The sequence below is a fragment of the Hydrogenophaga sp. PBL-H3 genome (genome assembly GCF_010104355.1).
Classification (GTDB): domain Bacteria; phylum Pseudomonadota; class Gammaproteobacteria; order Burkholderiales; family Burkholderiaceae_C; genus Hydrogenophaga.
The window spans coordinates 113,270-134,670 of sequence record NZ_CP044973.1 but is presented as its reverse complement, the minus strand read 5'-3'; the positions used below and the strand labels follow the sequence as shown (position 1 = coordinate 134,670).

Annotated in this window: 15 protein-coding genes and 3 pseudogenes; 9 read left to right on the top strand and 9 right to left on the bottom strand. The window is 60.7% G+C overall.

Features of this window, described 5'->3' with window-relative positions:
* Positions 1–55 precede the first annotated feature (55 nt).
* The 6 genes and pseudogenes from F9Z44_RS23285 to F9Z44_RS21175 form a co-directional block, all read left to right on the top strand.
* Positions 56–1,474, top strand: a pseudogene (locus F9Z44_RS23285) (DUF4158 domain-containing protein); the annotation flags it as partial.
* 64 nt (positions 1,475–1,538) lie between these two features.
* Positions 1,539–3,100: pseudogene (locus F9Z44_RS21195) on the top strand (IS3 family transposase).
* A gap of 29 nt (positions 3,101–3,129) precedes the next feature.
* Positions 3,130–4,677, top strand: a pseudogene (locus tag F9Z44_RS21190) (Tn3 family transposase); the annotation flags it as partial.
* A 347-nt stretch (positions 4,678–5,024) separates the two neighbouring features.
* The gene (gene parS / locus F9Z44_RS21185) at positions 5,025–5,747 is read left to right on the top strand and encodes a type II RES/Xre toxin-antitoxin system antitoxin (RefSeq protein WP_159608949.1); all 723 of its coding nucleotides are present in this window, start codon (positions 5,025–5,027) and stop codon (positions 5,745–5,747) included.
* On the top strand, positions 5,744–6,358 hold the full coding sequence (locus F9Z44_RS21180; protein WP_291216506.1) for an RES family NAD+ phosphorylase: 615 nt from the start codon (positions 5,744–5,746) through the stop codon (positions 6,356–6,358). The genes parS and F9Z44_RS21180 overlap by 4 nt, the downstream gene beginning before the upstream one ends.
* A gap of 104 nt (positions 6,359–6,462) precedes the next feature.
* On the top strand, positions 6,463–6,663 hold the full coding sequence (locus tag F9Z44_RS21175; protein ID WP_159608948.1) for a hypothetical protein: 201 nt from the start codon (positions 6,463–6,465) through the stop codon (positions 6,661–6,663).
* A gap of 68 nt (positions 6,664–6,731) precedes the next feature.
* Here F9Z44_RS21175 and F9Z44_RS21170 read toward each other — a convergent pair whose 3' ends face one another.
* Positions 6,732–9,470: a DEAD/DEAH box helicase gene (locus tag F9Z44_RS21170; protein WP_159608947.1), complete on the bottom strand. Its 2,739-nt coding sequence runs from the start codon at positions 9,468–9,470 to the stop codon at positions 6,732–6,734.
* A gap of 400 nt (positions 9,471–9,870) precedes the next feature.
* On the opposite strand from F9Z44_RS21170, the gene F9Z44_RS21165 reads away from it, so the two are divergent.
* Genes F9Z44_RS21165 through F9Z44_RS21155 form a run of 3 tightly spaced genes read left to right on the top strand, consistent with a single transcriptional unit; the run spans position 9,871 to position 12,507 of the window.
* Positions 9,871–10,152 (top strand): helix-turn-helix domain-containing protein, encoded by a 282-nt coding sequence (locus F9Z44_RS21165; RefSeq protein ID WP_159608946.1) that lies wholly within the window; start codon positions 9,871–9,873, stop codon positions 10,150–10,152.
* A 6-nt stretch (positions 10,153–10,158) separates the two neighbouring features.
* Entirely contained in the window at positions 10,159–11,493 is a 1,335-nt protein-coding gene (locus tag F9Z44_RS21160) for a type II toxin-antitoxin system HipA family toxin (RefSeq protein ID WP_159608945.1), read from the top strand.
* Positions 11,494–11,499: 6 nt separating this feature from the next.
* Positions 11,500–12,507 carry a helix-hairpin-helix domain-containing protein gene (locus tag F9Z44_RS21155; RefSeq protein ID WP_159608944.1) on the top strand — a complete coding sequence of 336 codons (1,008 nt, stop codon included), beginning with the start codon at positions 11,500–11,502 and terminating at the stop codon, positions 12,505–12,507.
* Positions 12,508–12,555: 48 nt separating this feature from the next.
* On the opposite strand, the gene F9Z44_RS21150 is transcribed toward F9Z44_RS21155, so the two are convergent.
* The 8 genes from F9Z44_RS21150 to F9Z44_RS21115 all read right to left on the bottom strand — a co-directional run bounded on the left by F9Z44_RS21150 (position 12,556) and on the right by F9Z44_RS21115 (position 21,290).
* On the bottom strand, positions 12,556–12,969 hold the full coding sequence (locus F9Z44_RS21150) for a type II toxin-antitoxin system VapC family toxin (RefSeq protein ID WP_159608943.1): 414 nt from the start codon (positions 12,967–12,969) through the stop codon (positions 12,556–12,558).
* An 8-nt stretch (positions 12,970–12,977) separates the two neighbouring features.
* Positions 12,978–13,238, bottom strand: coding sequence for a type II toxin-antitoxin system prevent-host-death family antitoxin (locus tag F9Z44_RS21145; protein ID WP_159608942.1), 261 nt, complete (start codon positions 13,236–13,238; stop codon positions 12,978–12,980).
* 323 nt (positions 13,239–13,561) lie between these two features.
* Positions 13,562–14,641: an RNA-guided endonuclease InsQ/TnpB family protein gene (locus tag F9Z44_RS21140; protein WP_201450094.1), complete on the bottom strand. Its 1,080-nt coding sequence runs from the start codon at positions 14,639–14,641 to the stop codon at positions 13,562–13,564.
* Between the two features lie 4 nt (positions 14,642–14,645).
* Complete coding sequence (locus tag F9Z44_RS21135; RefSeq protein ID WP_159608941.1) at positions 14,646–15,176, bottom strand: hypothetical protein; 531 nt, start codon at positions 15,174–15,176, stop codon at positions 14,646–14,648.
* A 70-nt stretch (positions 15,177–15,246) separates the two neighbouring features.
* A complete protein-coding gene (locus F9Z44_RS21130) occupies positions 15,247–17,166 on the bottom strand; it encodes an AAA family ATPase (RefSeq protein ID WP_159608940.1) in 1,920 nt (639 codons plus the stop codon).
* A 366-nt stretch (positions 17,167–17,532) separates the two neighbouring features.
* Complete coding sequence (locus F9Z44_RS21125; protein WP_159608939.1) at positions 17,533–18,849, bottom strand: type IV secretion system protein; 1,317 nt, start codon at positions 18,847–18,849, stop codon at positions 17,533–17,535.
* A 10-nt stretch (positions 18,850–18,859) separates the two neighbouring features.
* Entirely contained in the window at positions 18,860–19,660 is an 801-nt protein-coding gene (locus F9Z44_RS21120) for a hypothetical protein (RefSeq protein ID WP_159608938.1), read from the bottom strand.
* A gap of 415 nt (positions 19,661–20,075) precedes the next feature.
* On the bottom strand, positions 20,076–21,290 hold the full coding sequence (locus F9Z44_RS21115; RefSeq protein ID WP_159608937.1) for a hypothetical protein: 1,215 nt from the start codon (positions 21,288–21,290) through the stop codon (positions 20,076–20,078).
* Positions 21,291–21,401: the final 111 nt, after the last annotated feature.

The following is a 21,401-nucleotide window of genomic DNA, read 5'->3' as shown; positions in this document are numbered from 1 at the left end:
GCCACGATCCAACTGGAATTCGGCTTGAAGCCGACCCCATCAAGGATCTGGCCCGATGAGCAGCATCAACGAAACCGCCTATCCACAGCTGCGTGACGACGTTGTCGAGAAGGACCTTCTCGCGCTGTTCACGCCAACTTTGCACGAGCGGCGCTTCATCGCCGAGGCCTATCGGCGCGTGACCACTCAGGCACTGCTCACCATCCAGCTCAAGGTGCTGCAGCGTCTGGGCTACTTCGCCATGATGGTTGATGTGCCGGAGGTCATCGTCCGGCACATCTGCAAGCGGATGCGCATTCCAGCCTTCTCTCCCGATGCGCTGAAGACCTACGACAAGTCCGGCAGCAAGTCGATCCATCAGCGCCTGCTGCGCGAATACGTGGGGCTGCGTGTTCTGGGTGTTGAAGGGCAGGCTTGGCTGGAGGAGCAAGCCGTCAAGGCGGCCCAGACCAAGCAGGAACTACCGGACATCATCAACGTGCTGCTGGAGGAGTTGCTCCATCACCGCTATGAGCTACCCGGCTTCGTCACCTTGTCCCGCGCCGCGGCCCGGGTCAGAACCAAAGTCAACGATGAGATTCAGCGCCGGATCGCGTCCGCTCTCAATGACAAGCAGCGTGGGCAGATCGACCATCTGTTCACCACCCGCGCCGGCCGCAGCCAATGGGAGCAGCTCAAGCGTGAACCCAAGCAGCCCAATGTGCGTGAGGTGGCGAGCTTTCTGACGCACATCGAGGTGGTGCGAAAGCTGGCCGACGGCCTGCCCCAGCCTGAAGATGTTCCCGTGTCCAAGCGCACTCAATTCGTGCTCGAAGCCCGGGCCTTGAACGTGCGCGAGATGATGGCCCTCAAGCCCATCAAACGCTATGCGCTGGCCGTCCTGTTGATTCACGCCCAGTTGCAGAAGGCGGTGGACGACATCGCAGAGATCTTCATCCGCTCGGTCCGCAATATGCACAACGTCGCGCGCGAGCGGCTGAAGGAATATCAGCTGGAGCACGTCGAGCAGGGCGAGGCCTTGATCGCCCAATTCCGCGAGGTGTTGACCGCGTTCGATGACGATGGAAGCGACCCCGAACGGATCGAGAAGATGCGAGGCGTCCTGGGCGATGACCCAACCACCTGGATTGAGCGCTGCGACGAGCACATGGCGTTCGCCGGGAACAACTATTACCCGTTCATGCTGCAGCCATACCGCAGCAAACGCGCCTTGCTTTTCCAGTGCCTGGACGCAATGCTGTTGAAGTCCTCGTCACCCGATGAAAGTCTGTTGCGCGCCATTGCCTGGATCACCCAGTTCCGCACCAGCCACAAGGAGCATGTGCGCGCCGATGCCGGCTTCGGCGTCGTCGAACTGGATTGGCTGACCGACAAGAAGTGGCGTGCGCTGATCGAGGGCAACGATGCATCTTCCGGTTTGGTCCACCGAAAATACTTGGAGCTGTGCGTGTTCACGCATGTGATGGAGGAACTCCCCCCGCGTCAGAATAGTTGTCGCCTCCATAGATCAACCCCGGGGGCGGCGATGAAGGACAAACTTGGCTCGATACGGACAGACATTCAAAGACAGAGCGGTAGCGCGGTTGCTGCCGCCGGAGAGCGCAGCGATCGACGTGGTTGCGCGGGAGATTGGGATCGCTGCAGGCACCTTGGAGCGCTGGCGCGAGCAGGCGCGGTCCAGGCCCGCCCGAGGGCGGGCCTGGACCGCGGCCGGCCGGCTTGAGGCGGTGGTGACCACGGCGGCGATGAACGAGGCCGAATTGAGCGCGTGGTGTCGCTCGCACGGTGTGTACCCACAGGATCTGGCGAAGTGGCGCGCAAGTGCCACGACGGCGCTGGCCGCGCCCGAGGAACTGCGAGCCAGCCCGCAGGCCACGCGGGCCGACCGCAAGCGCATCAAGGAACTCGAGCGCGAGTTGCTGCGCAAGGACCGCGCCCTGGCGGAGACGGCAGCGCTGCTGGTGCTGTCAAAAAAAGTGCAGGCGATCTTCAGCAGGGGAGAGGACGAATGATCGGCCTCGAGGATCGCCAATGCCTGTCCCAAGAAATCGGTGTTGCGCATGCCGCAGGCGCACGGCTGCACCAGGCTTGCGAGGTCGTCGGCATCGACCTTCGCACCCTGCAGCGCTGGAAGGCGCAAGAAGGCCTCACAGCGGGTGATCGCAGGCCTCACGCGGTGCGCCCGCTGCCCAGCCATGCCCTGAGCGACAGCGAGCGCGCTGAGATCGTCCGGGTGGCCAATGAGCCGCGCTTCGCAGCCGTGCCGCCGGCACGCATCGTGCCCATGCTGGCTGACGACGGCGTGTACCTGGCCAGCGAGTCCACCTTCAGCCGCGTGCTGCGCGACGAGGGGCAGGCGGCGCACCGGGGTCGCGCCAAGAAGCCCCGCACAGTCCGACCGCCGACCACGCATGTGGCTACTGCGCCGCGACAGGTGTGGTGCTGGGACATGACCTATCTGCCGGCTGCGGTGATCGGCATGTGGTTCCACCTGTACCTGATCCTGGACCTGTACAGCCGCAAGATCGTCGGCTGGGAAGTGCACGCCACGGACGACTCCGTGCACGCGGCTCACCTGGTGCGGCGCACCGCGCTGGCCGAGGGCATCGCCACGATGCTGACCAAGCCCGTGCTGCACGGCGACAACGGCGCCACGCTGAAGGCCACCACGGTGCTGGGGATGCTGTACTGGCTGGGCGTCAAGCCGTCGTATTCGAGGCCTCGCGTGAGCGACGACAACGCCTATGCGGAGTCGTTGTTCCGCACCGCCAAGTACCGCCCTGAGTTCCCTGCGAAGGGCTTCGCCGACCTCGACGCCGCTCGGACCTGGGCCGCGGAATTCGTGCGTTGGTACAACGATGAGCACCGACACAGCGGCATCCGCTACGTCACCCCTGGTCAGCGCCATTGCGGCGCAGATCAGGCCATCCTGGCTGCTCGACACGAGCTGTACCTCAAGGCCCGTGAGCGCAACCCAGCGCGCTGGTCCGGCACCACGCGCGACTGGTCGCCTATCGGCGCAGTTACCCTCAACCCCGAACGCGACTCGGTCGTCGCGGACCACATGAAAGCAGACCTTAAACAGCCCTTGGCTGCATAAATCAGGCGACAACTACCTTGACACGCGCCGAACTGAAGTCTGGCGACCTCTACGTTCAGAATAGCGACAAATTTGATGACTATCGTGACCACCTGGTGAGTTGGGAGCAGTTCGAGATCGAGGTGGGCGACTACAGCGCGATGGTGGGTCTGCCGGCCGACGGTGACGCCTTGGTTGCGTTGCTCAAGCAGCAGTTGCAGGACGTGTCGCAAAAGGTGGACGATAGATTTCCGGACAACGAGCATGTGGACATCACCGAGAGCGGGCTGCTGATCCGGCGCACCGACCGCGCGCCGCCGCCGGAAGGCTTGCCCGAGGTCGACCAGGCCGTCACGAACTCGATGGCCACCACCAGCATCCTGGATGTGCTGACGGAAACGGAGCGCTGGCTCGATCTGCACAAGCTCTTCGGGCCACTCTCCGGCTTCGAGAGCAAGGTCGACGACCCACGCAAACGCTTCCTGACCACCTTGTTCTGCTATGGCTGCAATCTGGGGCCAACTCAGACTGCGTTGTCGGTCAAGGGCTTGTCCAGGAAGCAGGTGGCCTGGCTCAACCTGCACCATGTGACCGAAGAACGTCTGGACAAGGCGATTTTTAAGGTGATCAATGCCTACAACCGCTTCTCGCTGCCGCAATACTGGGGCACGGGCAAGAGTGCTTCGGCCGACGGCACCAAATGGAATGTGTACGAGCAGAACCTGATGTCCGAGTACCACCTGCGCTATGGGGGCTACGGCGGCATCGGCTACTACCATGTGTCGGACATGTACATCGCGCTATTCGGCAACTTCATACCTTGCGGTGTTTACGAAGCGGTCTACATCCTCGATGGCCTGGTCAAGAACGAGTCCGACATCCAGCCCGACACCGTGCACGGCGACACGCAGGCCCAGAGCGCCCCAGTGTTCGGACTGGCCCACTTGCTGGGCATCAAACTGATGCCTCGGATTCGCAACATCAAGGAACTTGTTTTTTTCAAGGGTGAGACAAGCGCCTTATACGAGCACATCCAGAGCCTCTTCCGCGGCACTATCGACTGGGACTTGCTGGCCTTGCACTACCGGGACATGCTGCGCGTGGCCGTGTCGATAAAGCTCGGCAAGATTACCCCGTCAATGATCCTACGCCGCCTGGGCACCTTCAGTCGCAAGAACAAGCTCTACTTCGCCTTCAGGGAACTCGGCCGGGTGATCCGTACGATGTTCCTGCTCAACTACATCAACGACGTGGAGTTGCGCCGCTCGATACATGCCGCGACCAACAAGAGCGAGGAGTTCAACAACTTCGTGAAGTGGCTGTTCTTCGGAGGGGAGGGGATCATTGCTGAGAACCTGCGTCACGAGCAGCGCAAGGTTATCAAGTACAGCCAGTTGGTGGCCAACATGGTGATCCTTCACAACGTGCAGTGGATGTCGCGCAAGCTCAAAGAATTGCAGGGCCAGGGCTACCAGGTGGGCGAGCCAGTGCTGAAGGCACTGTCGCCGTACCGGACCACGCACATCAACCGCTACGGAGACTACACGCTGGATCTGTCCAGGCCGGTCGATCCCATCGACTACAAGATCAAATTCTAGGAGCGTGACAACGACTTAGGGTCGTTTCTGCGGATTTTTCAGGAATCACGGCCGACCCTCGTATGGGTTTTCAACGCGGCAAAAGATCTGATTTGGTCCCTTTAAAAGTTACTTTCTGATCTTGGCTCCGCGCGCGTTGCTTCACACGTCACCGTCACTGCTGAGAAGGACAACCGTTCTGAAGAGCGCGGCGGCCATTGGATACGTGGAGTCAAAGAGTGCGAGGCGAGGCTGACTTCACGGGAACGCTTGTCGAGGAGGAAGCTCGTCCTGGAGACACGCAAGAGCCGACGCGCGCCAACTGGCGTAAACTGGAGTGCCAGTTGGCGAGATCAGGAGTAAGCCCCATGTCCACCTCCACCCCAAAAGGGCGCGAAACAACCGCACGCACTGCCAAGGCCACCCAGGTAAAAATCGGCCCCACTGACTACGACATTGGTGTTTACAAAACAGGAGGCGAGCGCGTTCGCACCTCGGCTGGGAAAGCTCTGCCGCCTACGTCGCTCCGGGGCGTGCTGCTCGACATGAAGGATGCTGGGGTGGTGTACGTCCAAGGGTCGCGCAAGACGCCTATCCACATGAACGTGAAGCCAAATCGCCCGACGGTAGGCGACACGCTGCAGGTAGGAGGCAAAACAATCACAGTGGTGAAGAGTTTTGAAGCTCGCACTTCCAATGCCGAATTGTCTGTAGGGGACGCTGGCCCGCTTGAGCTCCACCACAAAGTGCTCGAGGGGATCGCCACAAAGTCTCTGCTGGACATGCTGGAGCGCTTCGATGCTATTCCGAAGCAGGAGTTGCTCACCGCGCTTGGGGTGAGCGAGCGGACGTTACAGCGCCATCGCGATGGGCGCCTGGGCAGTGACGTGGCCAGCGTGGCGTTGGATCTGGCTGCCATCACCGAGCAGGCCCAGAGCGTGCTGGGCTCGATGGCCGAGGCGCAGCGCTGGCTCACCACCGGCGCCGTCGCACTCAAGGGCCAGCGCCCCCTCGATCTGCTCTCCACCCGCCAAGGCGCGGACCTGGTGCGCGATCTGCTCGTTCGCATGGAGTACGGGGTCTACGCTTGACCCCGCTTCCCAGGGCGCTGATCGACGCCTACTCGGAGGCATCGGCCGCCGTTCTACGTGGGCCGCTGGGGTCGGTGCTGGGAGCCCAGGCGCTGGCAGATGTCGCTCTCAGCTCGCGTCAGGCATCACCTGACGCGCCGGGGCTGCAGTTCTGGCGTCTGGTGAACGCACGCCACGTGGACACATGGGACTCAGGGGAAGGGGCGTTTCGTGTGAGCGGGCGCTGGAACAAGGCTGGCACGCGTTTGCTCTACGGAAGTCTGGATCCGGCCACGGCCATTCTGGAAGTTGCCGTGCACAGCGGGTTCTCCGCCTTGGATGCTGTTCCGCACATGCTGGTCTGCGCTCGAATCGTTCACCCTGCCCTGGTCAAGGTGCTGCTGCCTCACTCGTTCCCCAATCCTGCATGGCTGCGCCCTGGTTCATACAGCCCCAACCAGGTTGCCTTTGTTCAGCAGGCGATGGAGTCTCACCCCATGCTGGTGGTGCCGAGCGCGGTGAGTCCCCATTCCTGGAACCTGCTGATCGATGTGGACCGCACCAAGGGCGAGATTGAGCGGGTGTCGGTGGAGGTGTTCTCGCTGGACACCCGGCTGGTGGTTGCTCCGTAACCGACCAACACAATGAAAACTCGCTCTTGAAGTTGGCCGCTCGACGCGTATCGTTCAATCAAGGGCAGCGCACCGCTGGCCACCGCGCCACAAGGGATGTGATCATGTCGATGAAATTTCAGGTTGAAGCCAATGGCTCGCCCTATGGGGTCTACGAGGCCAACGACGAGAAAGGCGCGCGCGACGCGGCCGCACGGGACGCGGGCTACAAAAGCGCGGCTCACATGATTGCCAAGTTGCAGGGCTCGTGCGAGTTGACCGCCACCGAAGTCCCTTTATCCACGCCAGTGGACAGTGAGTTTTAGGGCCGTCATGCGCTCACCCAATGCAGCGAGTAGCTTTTTGCGCAAAAGGCGCTGCATGCGCTCAAGACTCAGGCCCATGGCCGTATTGGAGTTGCGCCCCTATGCGGGCGAACTGGCATTCTGTCGAGATGGGCATCATTTAGCTTGTGCTTGGAAAAGCCGCCTTTGGATGTCGCAAATGCGCCATATTCAACCGCGTTTTCATTGGATCGCCCAGTCGAGGATTTGCGTGCAGAATCGAACCTGAATCCCAGTTCAGCGAGGCGCTTACGCACTTTCTCGGGGAAGCCTGGAAGGGCCGCTCGCAAACGAACCTTGACGGCTCGACTACCCAGCGGGACGCCCAATGAGGTCACAAATTGCGTTGGTATCTTGGCGTGTCCGTGCTCTTCTTTGAACTGCTCGACCATGCTGACAAACGCTTCCAATCTCTCATCCACAGCGTATCTGTCTGGGTGAAAGCCGAGCGCTGAGAGCTTGGCTTTCTGCTCTTCTTCGTATCCAGGTTTCTTCGCCAAAATGCGCTCTGCCTCGCACTTGGCCCACAAGGGAAAGCCATCCGGAGTCTCGTAGTTGCGCGGCACGTCACAGTGGCCATGTTGCTCGACAAATCGCTCTAGGTTTGGGATCAACTCGGCTCGTGGGAACTTTCTTCCTGCAGCGGCGACTTTCACACCCAACTTTTCAAGTGCTATGCGGCGGTCCATCGGGTAGCCGTCGAGCCTTGCAAGTTGCTTCTCACGTGTCAACCTTGTGCCCAGAGTAAAGCCGTCGTCGCAAACATATTTGATCGGGACTTTGCAGCTACCAGTCTGCTTTCTGTAGGCCTCAAGCCGCTTGAACAACTCCTCGCCCTTTTCGTCTCTCTTTCGGGTCACAAACCGAAACCCCAAGGCCTCCAGTGCGTGCTTTTTGCTGGTTGGGTATCCCTCCTTCTGAGCCCTGTTGCGCTCCTTCACGCATCGGTCTCCCAGCGGATACCCATTGGGCAACAGGTGCTTAATCGGCACTTCGCAATGCCCATGTTCTGCCTTGAATTCACGGATCATGGTGAGTATGGTCTCAGCTGCTCTTCGGGTCGGCTTCACGTCCAGATCCAACCCCAGATCGCTCAAGACTTTTCGTCTGACCTCTGAATAGTTGGCATGTTTGGCCGCCGTCTTCTCCGCGGTACACCGACTGCCCAGCGGATAGCCCGATGCAGTCTTGTATTGGTTTGGCACCCTGCAGTGGCCCTTTTCATCTCGGAAGGCCTTGAGCTTCGAAACTAGCCAGTCAAACGAACTCAGTGTCTCGTTCATCAGCCGTGTCTCGATTGCTTTGATGAATTTGTGCTGGTCGAACACCTTCCGATCGAACGCCATGGAGGCGTCAAAATCGACAGAGACCACAGAAGAAAGTCCGCAACCTGAGCCCCCTGCAGCTGCGCGGATGATGTCTTTGAACGCTTCGTCGTTTTCAGCCAATGCGCCCAGCACATCAGCAACAACAGAAAAGTCGCTGCGGAGAAGCGCCTGTTCGGCCGACTCGCCGTCGTGGAGGTTCAGGTGAAGGGGCAGCAAGATGTAGCCGCACGTCTTCTGGGGCCCCGCAAGGCGCATCGCACGCCCTGCCGCCTGCACGATGTCGATCTTGCTCTTGCGGGGATCCATGAAGGCCACCAGATCCACTGACGGGACATCCACTCCTTCGGTCAGGCAACGAGCGTTGCTGATGACCCCACGGTCGCTGGTTTTGAACTTCCGCATCACTGCCTCACGCTCGGCATTGCCTTGTTCTCCAAAGACATGGAGCCCATCTATGAGGCGAACACCGTCGTCTTTGGCCGAATCAGTTGTGTGTGCGAAGGTCTGCGCAGATGCTATGGTCCGGTGGAACGTGATGGCCTTCTTCAGCCCATATTTCTCCATGGCTCGACGCAATGCAACTTGTTTGGCCACTACCGATGCATCGACAAAGCCGTCCTTGGACTTGACCACGTATCGCGAGATATGGTCGCTCGTGATGGACGCGTCGTCGATCACCGAGATCACGATTTTGTACGGGACGATGAGCCCCCTGGCAGCAGCTTCAGCAAACGACAGCCTGTAGATTTGCTCGCCGTAGCAAGCGGTATCCGCCATGTCGTAGAACGGAGCATTCCCCTGCTTCTTGCGGACCGTTTTTGCTACCGCAACTCTGGGGGTGGCGGTAAAGAACAGGCGTTTGTCGATGTGCAGGTTGTCATCCGATAGCGCATACCCAAACGGCTTGCCCACCGCGCACGCCGTTTTGTGCGCCTCATCGAAAATCCCCAGACCGATACTGCGGTCCCCTTTGCGCCGCATTGCCATAGCCTGTCCGACTATGTGCGCTGAGTGGTAGGTGCAGAAGATCACCGCCCGGGCGTGAGGATCCTTTTTGGCATCGTTCAGGAACGCGTTCACTACCGCGGGGGCGGTGCACGTTGGGAAATCGATATCTCCTGCGCCGAGTACTACCTCATCGGTTTCTCCGGAACCCCCCTCCCCTTCTGGTTCCGTGCCTACGCTGCTGTCGGAGCACACGCACAGCGCGCGGAAGTCGCCCGCGCCCTTGTTCTGATCCCGCCATTCATGGAATACCTGTTGCAGCAGGTTGATGGTGGGCACGAATACGATGGTGCGTGTTTTGTCCATCGCCTGGGACGCCCACATTTCTACGAGCGTCTTGCCGGTGCCGCAGGCCATAACGACACTCGCCCGGCTGGCAGATCTCATGGCGTTGGTGATGGCACTCAATGCTTCGCGCTGGTGGGGGGCTGGTTTTTTGATTTTCCGGGCACGCATGTTGGATCTGCTCGTTCCGCGAATCGGGGCCGTTGAGTGCCACTGGGTTCGTTGAGGATTGATGGGGCTCCGCCCTATCGTGCCGGCCCTGGAGTCCAGCGATGCCCTGCCAACGAAGCAGAACAAGGTCGTTGACCTGCCGTTGAGGCGCGTTTACCTCCACACTGACCTCGCGTGCACCGCAACTTGATGGCATAGCGCCTGACGTACAACTGGCTCTTATCGGATATATGCCCTCGCGGTTGGCTATAACAGTCCTAATTCGGATACTTACTCGTACACAAGTTGCGTCCCCTTCGCCCTTCCATTAGAATTCATCGGTGAATTGTTATAGCCAATTTGTTTTGCTGCCATTCATTGATGGATATTTATGAACGATTTGCGCACTACAAGTGAACGCATGGTCGAACTGGGGGAGCAGATCCGCGCCCAGAGATTGCGTTTGAACCTCACGCTTGAGGACGTGGCCAAGAACGCTGGACTGTCCATCAACGTGGTGCGCAGGCTGGAAAGCGGCGAAGGCTCAACCCTTGCCTCGTTCGTGACGGTGTTGCGTGTTCTGCACCGCGATGAGTGGCTCACCACGTTGCAGCCCGCCGTGACGATTGACCCGCTGAGCATGCTGAAGAAGCACGCGCCGCGCCAGCGCGCTTACAAGCCCCGCAAACCACAACTCGACTGACCCTCCATGGCAACAGCAACGAAGACGCGACAAACCCCCTACCAGAGCGTCGACGCCGTAGAGGTCAGAGCGTGGGGAAAACTGGTGGGCGCCGTGGCGCGCGAGCCCACGAAGAACTACTACGCCTTCAAATACGCCCCGACGTGGGTGAAGAGCGGCATTGAACTGGCACCACTGCAGATGCCCCTGGCGCAGGCCCGTGAGCCCTTCATCTTCACGGAACTGCCCGAGCCGACATTCAAGCGCCTGCCCGCGCTCCTGGCCGACGCCCTGCCCGACGACTTCGGCAATGCGCTGATCGACGCCTGGTTGGCAGACAAGGGTATCGCCAAGGACGCCATCACTTCACTGGACCGTCTGGCCTACATGGGCAGGCGTGGCATGGGTGCCTTGACCTTCGGCCCCATGCGTGGGCCCAAGCCCAGCAAGCCCACCGCTGTCCATATGGGGAAATTGGTGGAAGCCGCTCGCAAGGCCGTGAAGGAAGATTTTGACGGCGAGGACCATGTCAGTGCAGCCCTCAAACAGATCATCCAAGTGGGCACCTCGGCGGGCGGTGCGCGCGCGAAGGCAACCATCGCCTGGAATCCCGATACAGAGGAAGTCCGTACAGGCCAGTTCGACATCCCTGAGGGGTTTGAAGCCTGGCTGCTGAAACTCGACGGCATGGGCAAGGACAACGCTCTCGGTCCGTCCAAGGGGTACGGCCGCATTGAGTACGCCTACCACCTCATGGCCTCCGAAGCCGACATCGACATGTCGCCCTGTCGGCTTTTGGAGGAGAACGGCCGCGCGCACTTCATGACCAAACGTTTCGACCGTGATGGCGACCAGCGCCACCACATGCAAACGCTGTGCGCCATGGCCCATCTGGACTACAAACAGGTCGCCACCCACAGCTACAACCAGCTATTCCAGACGGCAAAGCAGCTCAAGCTGGACCGTGGCGCACTGGTTGAGCTCGTGCGCCGCATGGTCTTCAATGTGCTGGCGGTCAACAACGACGACCACACCAAGAACTTCTCGTTCCTCTTGCGCGAAGGGGGGCGGTGGGAGTTGTCCCCAGCCTACGACATCACGCACGCCTTCAACCCCGACAACGAATGGATCAAGCAGCATCTGATGTCGGTCAACGGACGCTTCGACCAGATCACTTTGAGCGATGTGCGCGAGGTTGCAGATCGGTTCGGGCTGCTCGCTGAACTGCCCCAAACGGTTCATGGGATCAAGCAAGCGATCGAACGATGGCCCAGCTTTGCGAAGCGCGCCGGCGTGGACCGCGCGGAGATGGAGACCATCGCCAAACATCTCTCAGATCGCGTGACAACTTTTGGGGGTTGAACGGGTATGGGCCGCTCCTCTTTTGAAAGCACAAGGGACCTGCTTTCGGTGCCACCAGATCAGCTATCCGCCTGCCTAGCAGCACTGCATGACTGGATCCTGCGTTCCAAGCGCTTCATCGTCATAGCGGAAGCTGCCGGCGTTGACGCCTCGAAGCTCGAGATCGAACCCTTCGCATGGACACCGAATGAGAAGCGCTCCGTCGATGCTGCAATAACGCCCGACACACCGATTGAGGAACTTGGCATTCGCCGTTCTGCGGTGCACCGAATGCTCGAAATCAACATCTACCGTCTGGAGGACTTGGCGCTGGCCAGCGAAGACGAACTGATGAGGATGAAGGATGTCGGGCGAACCACAGTCGAGCAGCTGCGTGAGATGCTGGGCAAACATGGCCTCGCTTTCAAGGAAAGCGATCAACCTTGGCGTCGGGACCTGGACCGCGCAGCGGTGGCCTTTCGCACGCGAGCCGCCGAGCGCAAGTTGAGCGACCAGTCCCCAATCAGCGAGCTCGGGCTGCGGCCGGCCACAGTCAATCGCTGCCTCGCACGTGGAATCGACAGTGTCGGTGCCCTTCGGTCGCACACATTGAGAGATCTGTACGTGAAGTTCGGCAAGGCCTCGATCCGAGAGCTTGTGCAAACGCTCAGGTGCGTGGGGATGACGCTTCACTCAGCGCCTGGTGATTTGGCGCAGTGGGAATACGGCGTCCTGAACCTCAACGAACTCAAACGGCCGGGCGACGACGCTGCGGTCGAGGAACTGGCACCTTGGCTTGGCTGGTCTGTCACCAAGGCCTTGGGGAAGTCAGGGGCCACCACGGTGGCGGCTGCGCGCGAGGTTGCGATCGAAGCAAGGGAGGGCAAGTGCAGGCGCCACGGACTGGGTGCTCATGGCCAGACTCGTTTGATGGAGTACTTCGCGCTGCCGAAACCACCTATCCATAGGTCTGAGCGGGATCGCCGGCCTTCTCCATTCCCCACGCCATTCCCCGAGGACCACGCCGGCGAGTGAGTCCTTCAATGCGAAAGTGCGGATGACTCACGCCGTCTCGCTATGCGGTCAGGAATCCCAGGGATTGATCAAGCCAACGCCCGTGTTCACAAAGTCTGGCACGTTGCGCGTAACCACTGAAAATCCGTGCTCGATGGCTGTGGCCGCGATCATTGCATCGCGCTCTGAACAAGGGTTGGGCACATGTAACGAAGCGCACACGGGCGCCGTGTTCTCCGTAAACGGGAGGATCCGGCCAGCGAAAGCCACACGCACCCCAGCGAGCCAAGCGCGCAGCGCACTGCCCTGTGGCGGGGTGCGACGCTCCAGTGCGCGGATGCCAATCTCCAGCTCAAGAATGGAGATGGCGGACAGGAAAAGCCTGCTGCTGGACTGCCCTGCAGCCCATGCCCGCACCTGCGCAGACTGGTTGAGTTTCCCGTGGCGCAGCTCGGAGATGACGTTGGTATCCAGGACGAACATTGCGCCTTTCAGTCCAGCGCCGCGACGGAGAGCTTGAGATCGAACCGCGGCGGATCAAAGTCGATTCCCTCACCACCCGGTATACCGTCCATGACGTCGAGCAGCGACAACTCGCTTTGACCGGCAATGCGGTAGTAGTCCTCGATCTTGAGCAACGCAAATGCAGGACGCCCACGGTCTGTGATGAAGACGGGGCCGTCGCCGGTTGCGCGCTTGGCCGCTGAGACATCGCGTGTGAAGTCTCGGCTGGAAAACGTATTGATGCTCACGATGATCTCCTGAACCAGGACAATGTTTGTATGTTACGACATTTTGACTTGTTTGTCGTAGCCGTCCCGATTCCGCGTACATCAGAGAGTCAATCCAAAGGGGGGCCTGCGTTGCACGGCCGCTAGGACTCTACAACCCGGACAAAGCCTCAGGCGACAGTTTCGTACGGACTTCTGCCGAGGTCGATAGCGTAGACCGCCACCGGTGCTGAACCGAAGAACGCGTGCTCGATGGTCACCTTGCGCATGCCGCGCCAAGGCAGCACGATGCGCTTGTCGCGGTCCAGGCGGCCGGGATAGCCCCAGTTGACATCCTCTCGGCCCTAAAGGACCGGGATTCCTCCTGCGAGACGCTCATGTCCGAGCGCGAGAATGTTCCTGGCGGCGTTGACGTCTCGGTCGTGGACCGCTCCGCAAGCATCGCAGGTCCACTCTCTTATTCCAAGGCCTGCTCTACCTTTCGGACTGCTGTGGGGCCGCGCCCCGCAACACGAACAAGTCTGGGTTGTATAGGCCTCCGGGACCTCTACAAAGACGATACCGGCCTCACGGCTCTTGTATTCCAACATCGTCTTGAGCATTGACCAGCCCGCGTCCAGCGTGGACTTGGCCATCTTCGTCTTCACCAACTTCGCGCTGGAGACATCACCGACAAAGATTGCCGCATTGTTAGCAACGATCTGCGTGCTGAACTTGTGCAGCATGTCTTTGCGCTGATTCGCGATCTTTGAATGGATGGACTTCACCCTTCTCTTCTTCCTGGCGCGCTGGGCAATGCCCAGCCTGGTCTCCAGGGCTCGGTAGAAGCGGCCCTCGATTTTGCGGCCATCAGATGCAGTGGCGCATGTCTTCAGGCCCAGGTCGATCCCGACCGAGCTGGTCACAGGCAGCCGCGGACCCACCAGCTCGGCGACCTTGATCTGCACATTCAAATACCAGCGGCCGCGTGAGTCCTCGGCAAATGATCCGGCGCGCAGCTCGTAGCGGGCGAGCCCATAGCTGTCCCACAGCCCGAGCTTCTCGCCCGCGAAGTGGATCTGCCCTCCCTTGTAGCGCACCGCGCGGGACTTGAAGGGGATCCAGCCCAGCGAATACTTCGAGGACTTCGGGTTAGACACGCGCCAGTTGAGTCGGGCGCGCTTGAACTGGCGGCGCCTTGTGGCGTACTCCTCACACACCTGCTGGGTTGTGGCGCTGCCTACCTTGACGCCGTCGCATTTGGAGAAGCCATCGGTGAGCTTCTGGAGATCGAAGCCGCTGAGGAACTTGCCCTTCTCGCGTACCGAGCGTGCGCTGGTCTCGTTGCAGTAGTTCCAGACCATGTTCACATCACGCGCCATGGCGCGAAGCACGCTGGCGTGCTTGTCCTTGATGCGCAGCTTGAGGGTCTTGACTGTGTCCACCTGGTCAGAGAGTCTGTATGGCCGCTTTCAGGGCGCCCAAAGCCCCGGAGCCGAACTGGTAGGCGCCCCAGGCCACAGCACTGAGCACCGCGGCATACGCGGCCGCCTCGCTGATCCTGGCCACAGCACCGATCGGGCGCAGCTGGGTGGGGTCTTTTGGGTTGAGTACCGAGCGCGGGGCACCGGTGTAGACCGGCTCCTGTGGGCCCTGCGCGCCAGCGTAGACCCCGAGGTGGTTGGAGCCGGTGTCCAGCGGGCCGCTGTCAGTGGTGGTGGACAGCATGCGGATCTCGCCTTCGAGCAACTGGATGGCGCGGGGCTCCTTCAGGCTCAGCAAGGCCTGGCGGAAAAGGTCCAGTCGATCTTCGGGTGTGAAGTGCCGCACCGTGAAAAGCCACTCGCGCAAACCGGCGTACTCGGTGTCGCTGCCGTCCACTTCGGGCAGGGGAAGCGGGTTGTTTACGGCGTCATCGACCACCTTCCAGACTTTGGCGTTGTCGTTGGCGAGGCGCCGCAGTTCATCGGTGTCCATCATGGGTGTCTCGTACTGATTGTTCACGGTGATCGGTCTTTTCACGTTTTGAATGGTGGATTTGCTTGGGGCTTCACAGCACCGCCATGACGGCACGCTCGAAGTCCTCAAGGGTCACGATGACCTTGGCCTCACGGCGCGAAATGGCGCGGTTGAGCGCGGCCTGTGCCACGGCTTCGGCGTTGGCGATGCTCTCGTCACCCACGATGGCGGAGAAGTCCACGTTGTGCAGCGAGGCATCGAGCGTGACTTTCTTGCGCTCGAACCAGCTCCGGAAGTGGGCATTGAGGCCGGCGGCACCGGGCTTCTCGAAGACCACCTTCTCGGTGAAGCGGCCACCGCGCAGCAGAGCGGCGTCGATCTGGTCGGGGTGGTTGGTCGCGGCCACCCACACCACGTCGCGCACCCGGTCACTCACACCGTCCATGAGCGTGAGCAGCTTGTTGGTTGCGTCGGTGCTCATGGAGTTGCTGCGGTCCTTCATGAGTTCGTCGGCCTCATCGATGAAGATGATGCAGGGGCGCATCTCCATGGCCTGGGCGTAGAGCTTCTCCAGCGCCTTGGTGTCGCGCGCCATGTCTGAGCCGGTGGTGGGCAGGAAGGCCCAATCGATCTCTTTGGCGATGGCTTTGGCAGCAGCGGTCTTGCCGGTGCCTGGAGCGCCGTAGAACAGCACGCCGGTGGGCATGGTGCCGCCGTGGCTCTCGGTGTGCACCGGGTCGGCCATGCGGCCGATGAGCATGTCGATCATTTCGCGGGTGTTGGGGGAGAACACCAGCTCGCTCAGCGGCTTGACGTTTTCCAGCTTCACGCCCTTGCGGCCCTGGATCGAGCGCAGCGCACCCATGAACTCATCGAACCCCAGCGTGCGCAGTTCGTTGCGCTTGAGGTACGAGGGCAGTTCCTCGGTGACGGCGAGGATGCGCTTGGCGGAGAAGCCGTTCCAGCGCTGAGCCACCATCTCGACCACATCGGGCGCGGCCTTGATGTGGGGCACGTTCATCTGCAGGCCCTTCTTGAGCAGGCCCACGCGCGCTTCGAGGTCGGGGGTGGTGATCTCGATCTTGAAATCGAAGCGGCCTTCGCGCACGCCGGCACTGTCCAGGCGATCCATGTAGTTGGTGGCGGCCACAAGGATCACTTTGGACTTGCGCAGGTCGACCATCAGCGTGAGCAGTGCATTGACCACGCCGTTGTTCTGAGTCTCGGCGACACCAGATCCAGCGTTGGAGCGCTCGGACATGAGGGAGTCGATTTCGTCAATGAAGAACACACAGGGCGCATTGCGCTTGGCCGTTTCAAAGGCAGCGGAGACCCGCTGGGCCTTCTCGCCCACCCACTTGCTCTCCACATCGGCCAGCGTCATGGTCACCAGAGGCAAGCGGAACTCACCGGCGAGGGCTTCGGCAAACGCGGTCTTGCCGTTACCTGGACCGCCGTGCAACAGGATGCCGTTGCGCGCCTGCTTCTTCGATGCGCCGGCCTTCACGATTTCATTGGCTGCATCCTTGATGCGGTCCTTGATCTCCGCATAGCCGTAGATGTCCTTGAATGAGGTGGTGGGCCGAGACACATTGCCGACATCGGCCTGCTCTTCCTGACCTTGCACCGGTGCCGGGGCCGCTTGTTGTTGGTAGCGTGGCTTGAGGTAGCCCCAGCGGGTGGCGATGAACGCCACGGCGGCAACGGCTGCGTAGGCATAGATCACAAAGCGCTCGCCTTCTGCCTTCGGGGGCGTGCCCAGCCACCAGTAGAGGTTCTGAAAAGCGCAGAGGAAGATCACGGGCTTTGAGAGCAGTCGTGCGACCGTTGAGCTGCGATAGCGCTGCCCGCGGCTCGCATAAAACTGGATCGCCTCCAGGACCAGGGCGCCCACGATCAACGCGACCAACAGCGCCATCACGCTCTGGCCATTGGTGTGGTCGAGGTTGTCCGGGATCAGCTTGGTCGAGAGGTAGTCAGACTTGTTGGTACCGAGTGCACCAACAAGCATTACCACGACAAAAGAGAAGCCAATCAACAAGTAGAGCGCGATTCGTTTCGCAAACTCAAGGGATGTATTGACGATATGTTTCAAGGGGTCCTCATCGGTCTGTTTTCGCGCCTGCCAATGACGCTGTGTCTTTGTGGTTTTTCATCTGCTTCAAATTATCACGGCGCGCCTTGGCGTCAAGAGATGGAGTCGCATAAAAGTAACTTTTCTGCTGAAGCTTCATACTCGCTTCAAAGATGGATGCAGTTACTCAAAATGACTGCTTGAGTAGTTGCTTTGACTGACGAACAAAAGGAGGCTCTAGGCCTCCTTTTGTTTTCGATCGAGCGCAAGCCCTCCGATGACACACCGCCCTTGGTGGATGCATCAAGGGGTAGAGCCGCCCTTTTTGAACTTGCTCATGCCGGCGCCGAGCCCTCGACCAGCAGCCGAGGCCGATGAGGTGATGGGTCCGGGCTTGCCTGGCTTTGGCGGTGGGGTTGGGTCCGGGCCCAGCGCCTTGCCAGCGAAGCGTCCGCTGGTGCCGCCGTTGAAGCCCTTGAGGCCCGAGAAGCCACCGCCTCCGGCCGAGCCTGACACCAGCCCCGTTGCAATGCTCGGGGTCTGCATGAGGATGAGCATGGCCAGCAGGCACAGCAGCACCACCAGCGCCTGGACCAGCAAGTCGGACGTGGCCCAGTCGCCGTATCCCATGGACGCGTCGCCTCGCAGCGTTGCGCGCATGGTGGCCGCCCCAGTCAGGATGGCGGCAGCGATCTTCACCATGAAGGCAAAGACCACTTTCATCATCGCCGCGCCCACGGTGAACTTCACCCAGGAGTCAAAGATCCAGGTGGTCGGCTTGAACATGATGAAGGGGACCATCACAGGGGCCATCGCCATGGCCAGCGCGATCGAGATGTGCGCCATGATGACGGTTGCCATGGACACAATCAGGCCGATCACCAGCAGGAAGATTGCGAGCAGCTGTGTCATCGCGTTGATGATGGACACGCCCACCCATTGCAGGTGCTCCACCAGCCCACTGGGCTCACGCGTGTTGTCGCTGAGCATGCTGAAAATCGATTCCATCATCGGATCTGCGATGGCGCGCATGCTGGGCCCCATGCCGGACATGGGCATGCCGCTGATGGCCGTTCCGATGGATGACACGAAGCCCTCGATCATGGCCGGCGCGGATCTGTTGAGGAACAGATAGACGAAGCCGAAGGAGACGAAGATGGGCACCCACTCAGCGATCATGTCCCCGAAGCCCTTGGCTGTGGCCAAGGACTTGACCGCGCTCCAAGACATGAGGGCGACGAGGAAGAAGCCGGAGATCAGCGTGCCGTAGCCCTGCAGGGTGGCACTGTTCTTGAGCTTGTCGATCTCACTGTCCACCGCGTTGACGGCCAGGTTGACGATGTCGCTGGAGGTCATCGGCATCTGACCGATCGTCCCGCTGGTGGGCGGTGTGGGCACCTCCAAGGCATCCAGACCGGGTGGCGAGCCTTGGCTGAACGAGTAGGTCGAGGCGATGGCCACGAGCAAGCCCACCATCACCACCAGCAGTCGGCGGCGGGTTTTGTTTTCGGAGAAGCTCTTCCTCTGCGCCACGCACCACAGAACCAGCCATTCGGCCAGGGCGCCCATGGTGTGGGCGAAGAAGTTGGAGCGCATGGTGGCGGCGGTGGGGGAGTTCACGTGGCGCGCCTTACTTGCCGATGGTTTCGCCGAACTTGAGCTGGCGCTCGCGGCGTGCCTGGTTGGCCGCACGTGTGTAGGCCTTGACCTTGTCATCGTAGGCCTTCTGCGCGGCTTCCTGCTGCATCTTCATGGGGTCTTCGGAGTTCCCGATGGCGATGGTCTCGGTGAGTTTGGCGTTCTGGGTGACCAAGCGGTTCATCTGCTTGTTGAGCACTTGAAGTGCACCGGTGACACCACTGGCCTCATCGATGCGCGGCTCGATTTCGCGAGCGAACTCGTAGTCCTTTTCCACCGCTTCGAACACCTCTTGCTCGTACTCCAGTCGCTGGATGGCGCGTGCGTTCTTCTGCTCCACAAGTGCCTTCTCCTGCTTCACGTATTCTTCCCACGGCAGCCCCGCAAGCTGTGCCTCTGTCATCCGCTTCTTCATGACTTCGACCTGCTTGGAAACGGAACCTTGTGCCTGGTTGAGTCGATTCCGATAGGCGCTCACGGAGTTGAAGCGCTTGAGAATTTCATCGGCGTTGCGCGGGACGTTGGTGAGTTTTTCCAGTTGCTTGAGCTCGTTGTAGTACTGCTTCAACTGGGTCTCGTACTGCAACATCGTGTTGGAGACGATGCGCGCCTGCTCGCCCGAGGCCACCGCCAGTTCGATGTTGTTAGCAATCTGGGTCCATTCGGAAGAACCACCGGTCACGGGTCCGCCGGCGTGGCCGACCAGCGTCGTGCCCAGCACCAAGGAGGCGATCAGGGCTTTGGCAAACGAGAAGGGCTTGATGAAGGTCGAATTCGTCATCTGGGCGGTCATGGAACTCTCCGGGAGGTTGTGTGGCATGCGTGCGGTCAAACGTCGCGTGCGCACCGGCACGCGGCCATCCTTGTGCGCGTGTGTAGATTGTTCGGCGGCGGGTAGGCGGATCACCTTGGGGCTTTGCACCCAAAACCATGCGTTGGCGCGGTCTGGGGTGTGTTTCGCAATCTGAACGCCCTCCCGCTTCGGAGCCCCGGCACGAGACTCGCCCTGAAATCTCGCCTGCAGGCAGACATCTCGGATGGTCCCGGCTCCTTGCCGCGGCTGGCAACGAGCGGCATTGATCGGTGCTCCCCAGCCCCTTACCAGCGAAAAAAAACCACCAGTCCCTTGGGGGGCCGGTGGTTTTCGGGTTTGAGCTGCGCCCCGGGGGCGTGCTCGTTGCTGTGCTCTCGCGTCCCTGCTGGGATGCTCAGGCGTTGGCGAACTCCGTTTCGATGCGAAACAGGTTCTTGGTGCCTTCACCGCCGCTTGGCAGTGAAATGGGCACCTGGCCCATCGGGGTGATCGAGATGCGCTGGCCGTCCTGGCATTCCAGACGTTCCATCTCACGCTCGATCTCCGTCCCACGGAAGGACATTTCGGCACCGTTGTCCAGCTGCAGCACGACCTGGAACACCTCGTAGGGGTTTCCTTTGCGTGGAGCAACCTTGGTCATGCCGCTGCGAGCGATGCGACCGACGTAGGTGATTCCTTTCATGGCCTGGGCCTGGAACACGTTGGCTGAGCTTGCGATGGTGGTCGCAGCCTGCTTCTGGCGTTCCTCACGGCGTTGCGTGACCGCTTGCTCGACCTGTTTGGGCAGGACGGGGGCGTTCACTTGATCGCGTGCCATGGTCTTTTGCAGCGTGGCCAGAGCTTGCGCCTGGGCCTGCGCCTTGGCGCTTGCCTGGGCGGTTGCCAAGGCGAGTGCTTCAGATGCTGCTGCTTCTCGTGCTGCGGCTTGCTCATCGTCCTCTTCCCACGGTGCCCATTGCGGGGCAGCCTGGTCAGCGTTGCTGGGGCGACCACGGCGCATGGCTGTGGTGCGCGCCTCGGCGCCGATCCGGTTGATGAGTGCCTCAGCGAGCTCCACCGACTCGTCCTTGATGCTCGAGGTGCCTTCCACAGGGTTGTAGAGGGCGTCGGGCAGGCTGAAACGGCGGCCTTTCATGATGGCGCGCAGGCGTGGCTCATTGATGATGAGGTCACGCTTGACGATGCACCTGTCCGTGTAGCCGCGCAGGTGGATGACACCTACGGCAGGCTGCAAGGGCAGACCGCACGTCCAGTCCGCTGCTTCGAAATCAGCGGTCTGGACGTATCCAGTCGCATCTTCTTCGGCGGCTTCGTGTGCCTGGAAAGTCTCAGCCTGAACTGAGACATCGCCACTCTCTTCGGATGCCATCTCGCCAGTCGTCATTTCCTGCGAGGCCACTGCTGCAACGGGTGCAACACGGGCTTTGCCGATTCTGAAAACAAGCTTGACGGCTTTGATGGCCACCGCAATCAACACCCTGTAGGTGAAGATGACGGCAACCGTTGTCCACTTGACGGTGAACTCGATCAACACAGCCGTAAGGGTGGTTGATCCTGACGGTGTAGCGGGCTTTTGAGCGGCGCCGGTGTTCGTCTTGTTGCTTTGCATTTGCTGACTCCTGAAAGATGTGCAAAAAGCCCGCACCCATGCGCTCTGGACCTGGGGAGGTCTGGAGGCGAGGCGGATGTTGTGAACAGGGAAAGCAGTACCCGCGCCCAC

What these genes read in the sequence shown, in the direction of transcription:
- F9Z44_RS21115 (WP_159608937.1), bottom strand. Translation starts at nt 21,290, where the DNA reads ATGCAAAGCAACAAGACGAACACCGGCGCCGCTCAAAAGCCCGCTACA.
- F9Z44_RS21165 (WP_159608946.1), top strand. Translation starts at nt 9,871, where the DNA reads ATGGTCGAACTGGGGGAGCAGATCCGCGCCCAGAGATTGCGTTTGAAC.
- F9Z44_RS21130 (WP_159608940.1), bottom strand. Translation starts at nt 17,166, where the DNA reads ATGCTTGTTGGTGCACTCGGTACCAACAAGTCTGACTACCTCTCGACC.
- F9Z44_RS21175 (WP_159608948.1), top strand. Translation starts at nt 6,463, where the DNA reads ATGTCGATGAAATTTCAGGTTGAAGCCAATGGCTCGCCCTATGGGGTC.
- F9Z44_RS21135 (WP_159608941.1), bottom strand. Translation starts at nt 15,176, where the DNA reads ATGATGGACACCGATGAACTGCGGCGCCTCGCCAACGACAACGCCAAA.
- F9Z44_RS21120 (WP_159608938.1), bottom strand. Translation starts at nt 19,660, where the DNA reads ATGACCGCCCAGATGACGAATTCGACCTTCATCAAGCCCTTCTCGTTT.
- F9Z44_RS21155 (WP_159608944.1), top strand. Translation starts at nt 11,500, where the DNA reads ATGGGCCGCTCCTCTTTTGAAAGCACAAGGGACCTGCTTTCGGTGCCA.
- F9Z44_RS21160 (WP_159608945.1), top strand. Translation starts at nt 10,159, where the DNA reads ATGGCAACAGCAACGAAGACGCGACAAACCCCCTACCAGAGCGTCGAC.
- F9Z44_RS21170 (WP_159608947.1), bottom strand. Translation starts at nt 9,470, where the DNA reads ATGCGTGCCCGGAAAATCAAAAAACCAGCCCCCCACCAGCGCGAAGCA.
- F9Z44_RS21150 (WP_159608943.1), bottom strand. Translation starts at nt 12,969, where the DNA reads ATGTTCGTCCTGGATACCAACGTCATCTCCGAGCTGCGCCACGGGAAA.
- parS (WP_159608949.1), top strand. Translation starts at nt 5,025, where the DNA reads ATGTCCACCTCCACCCCAAAAGGGCGCGAAACAACCGCACGCACTGCC.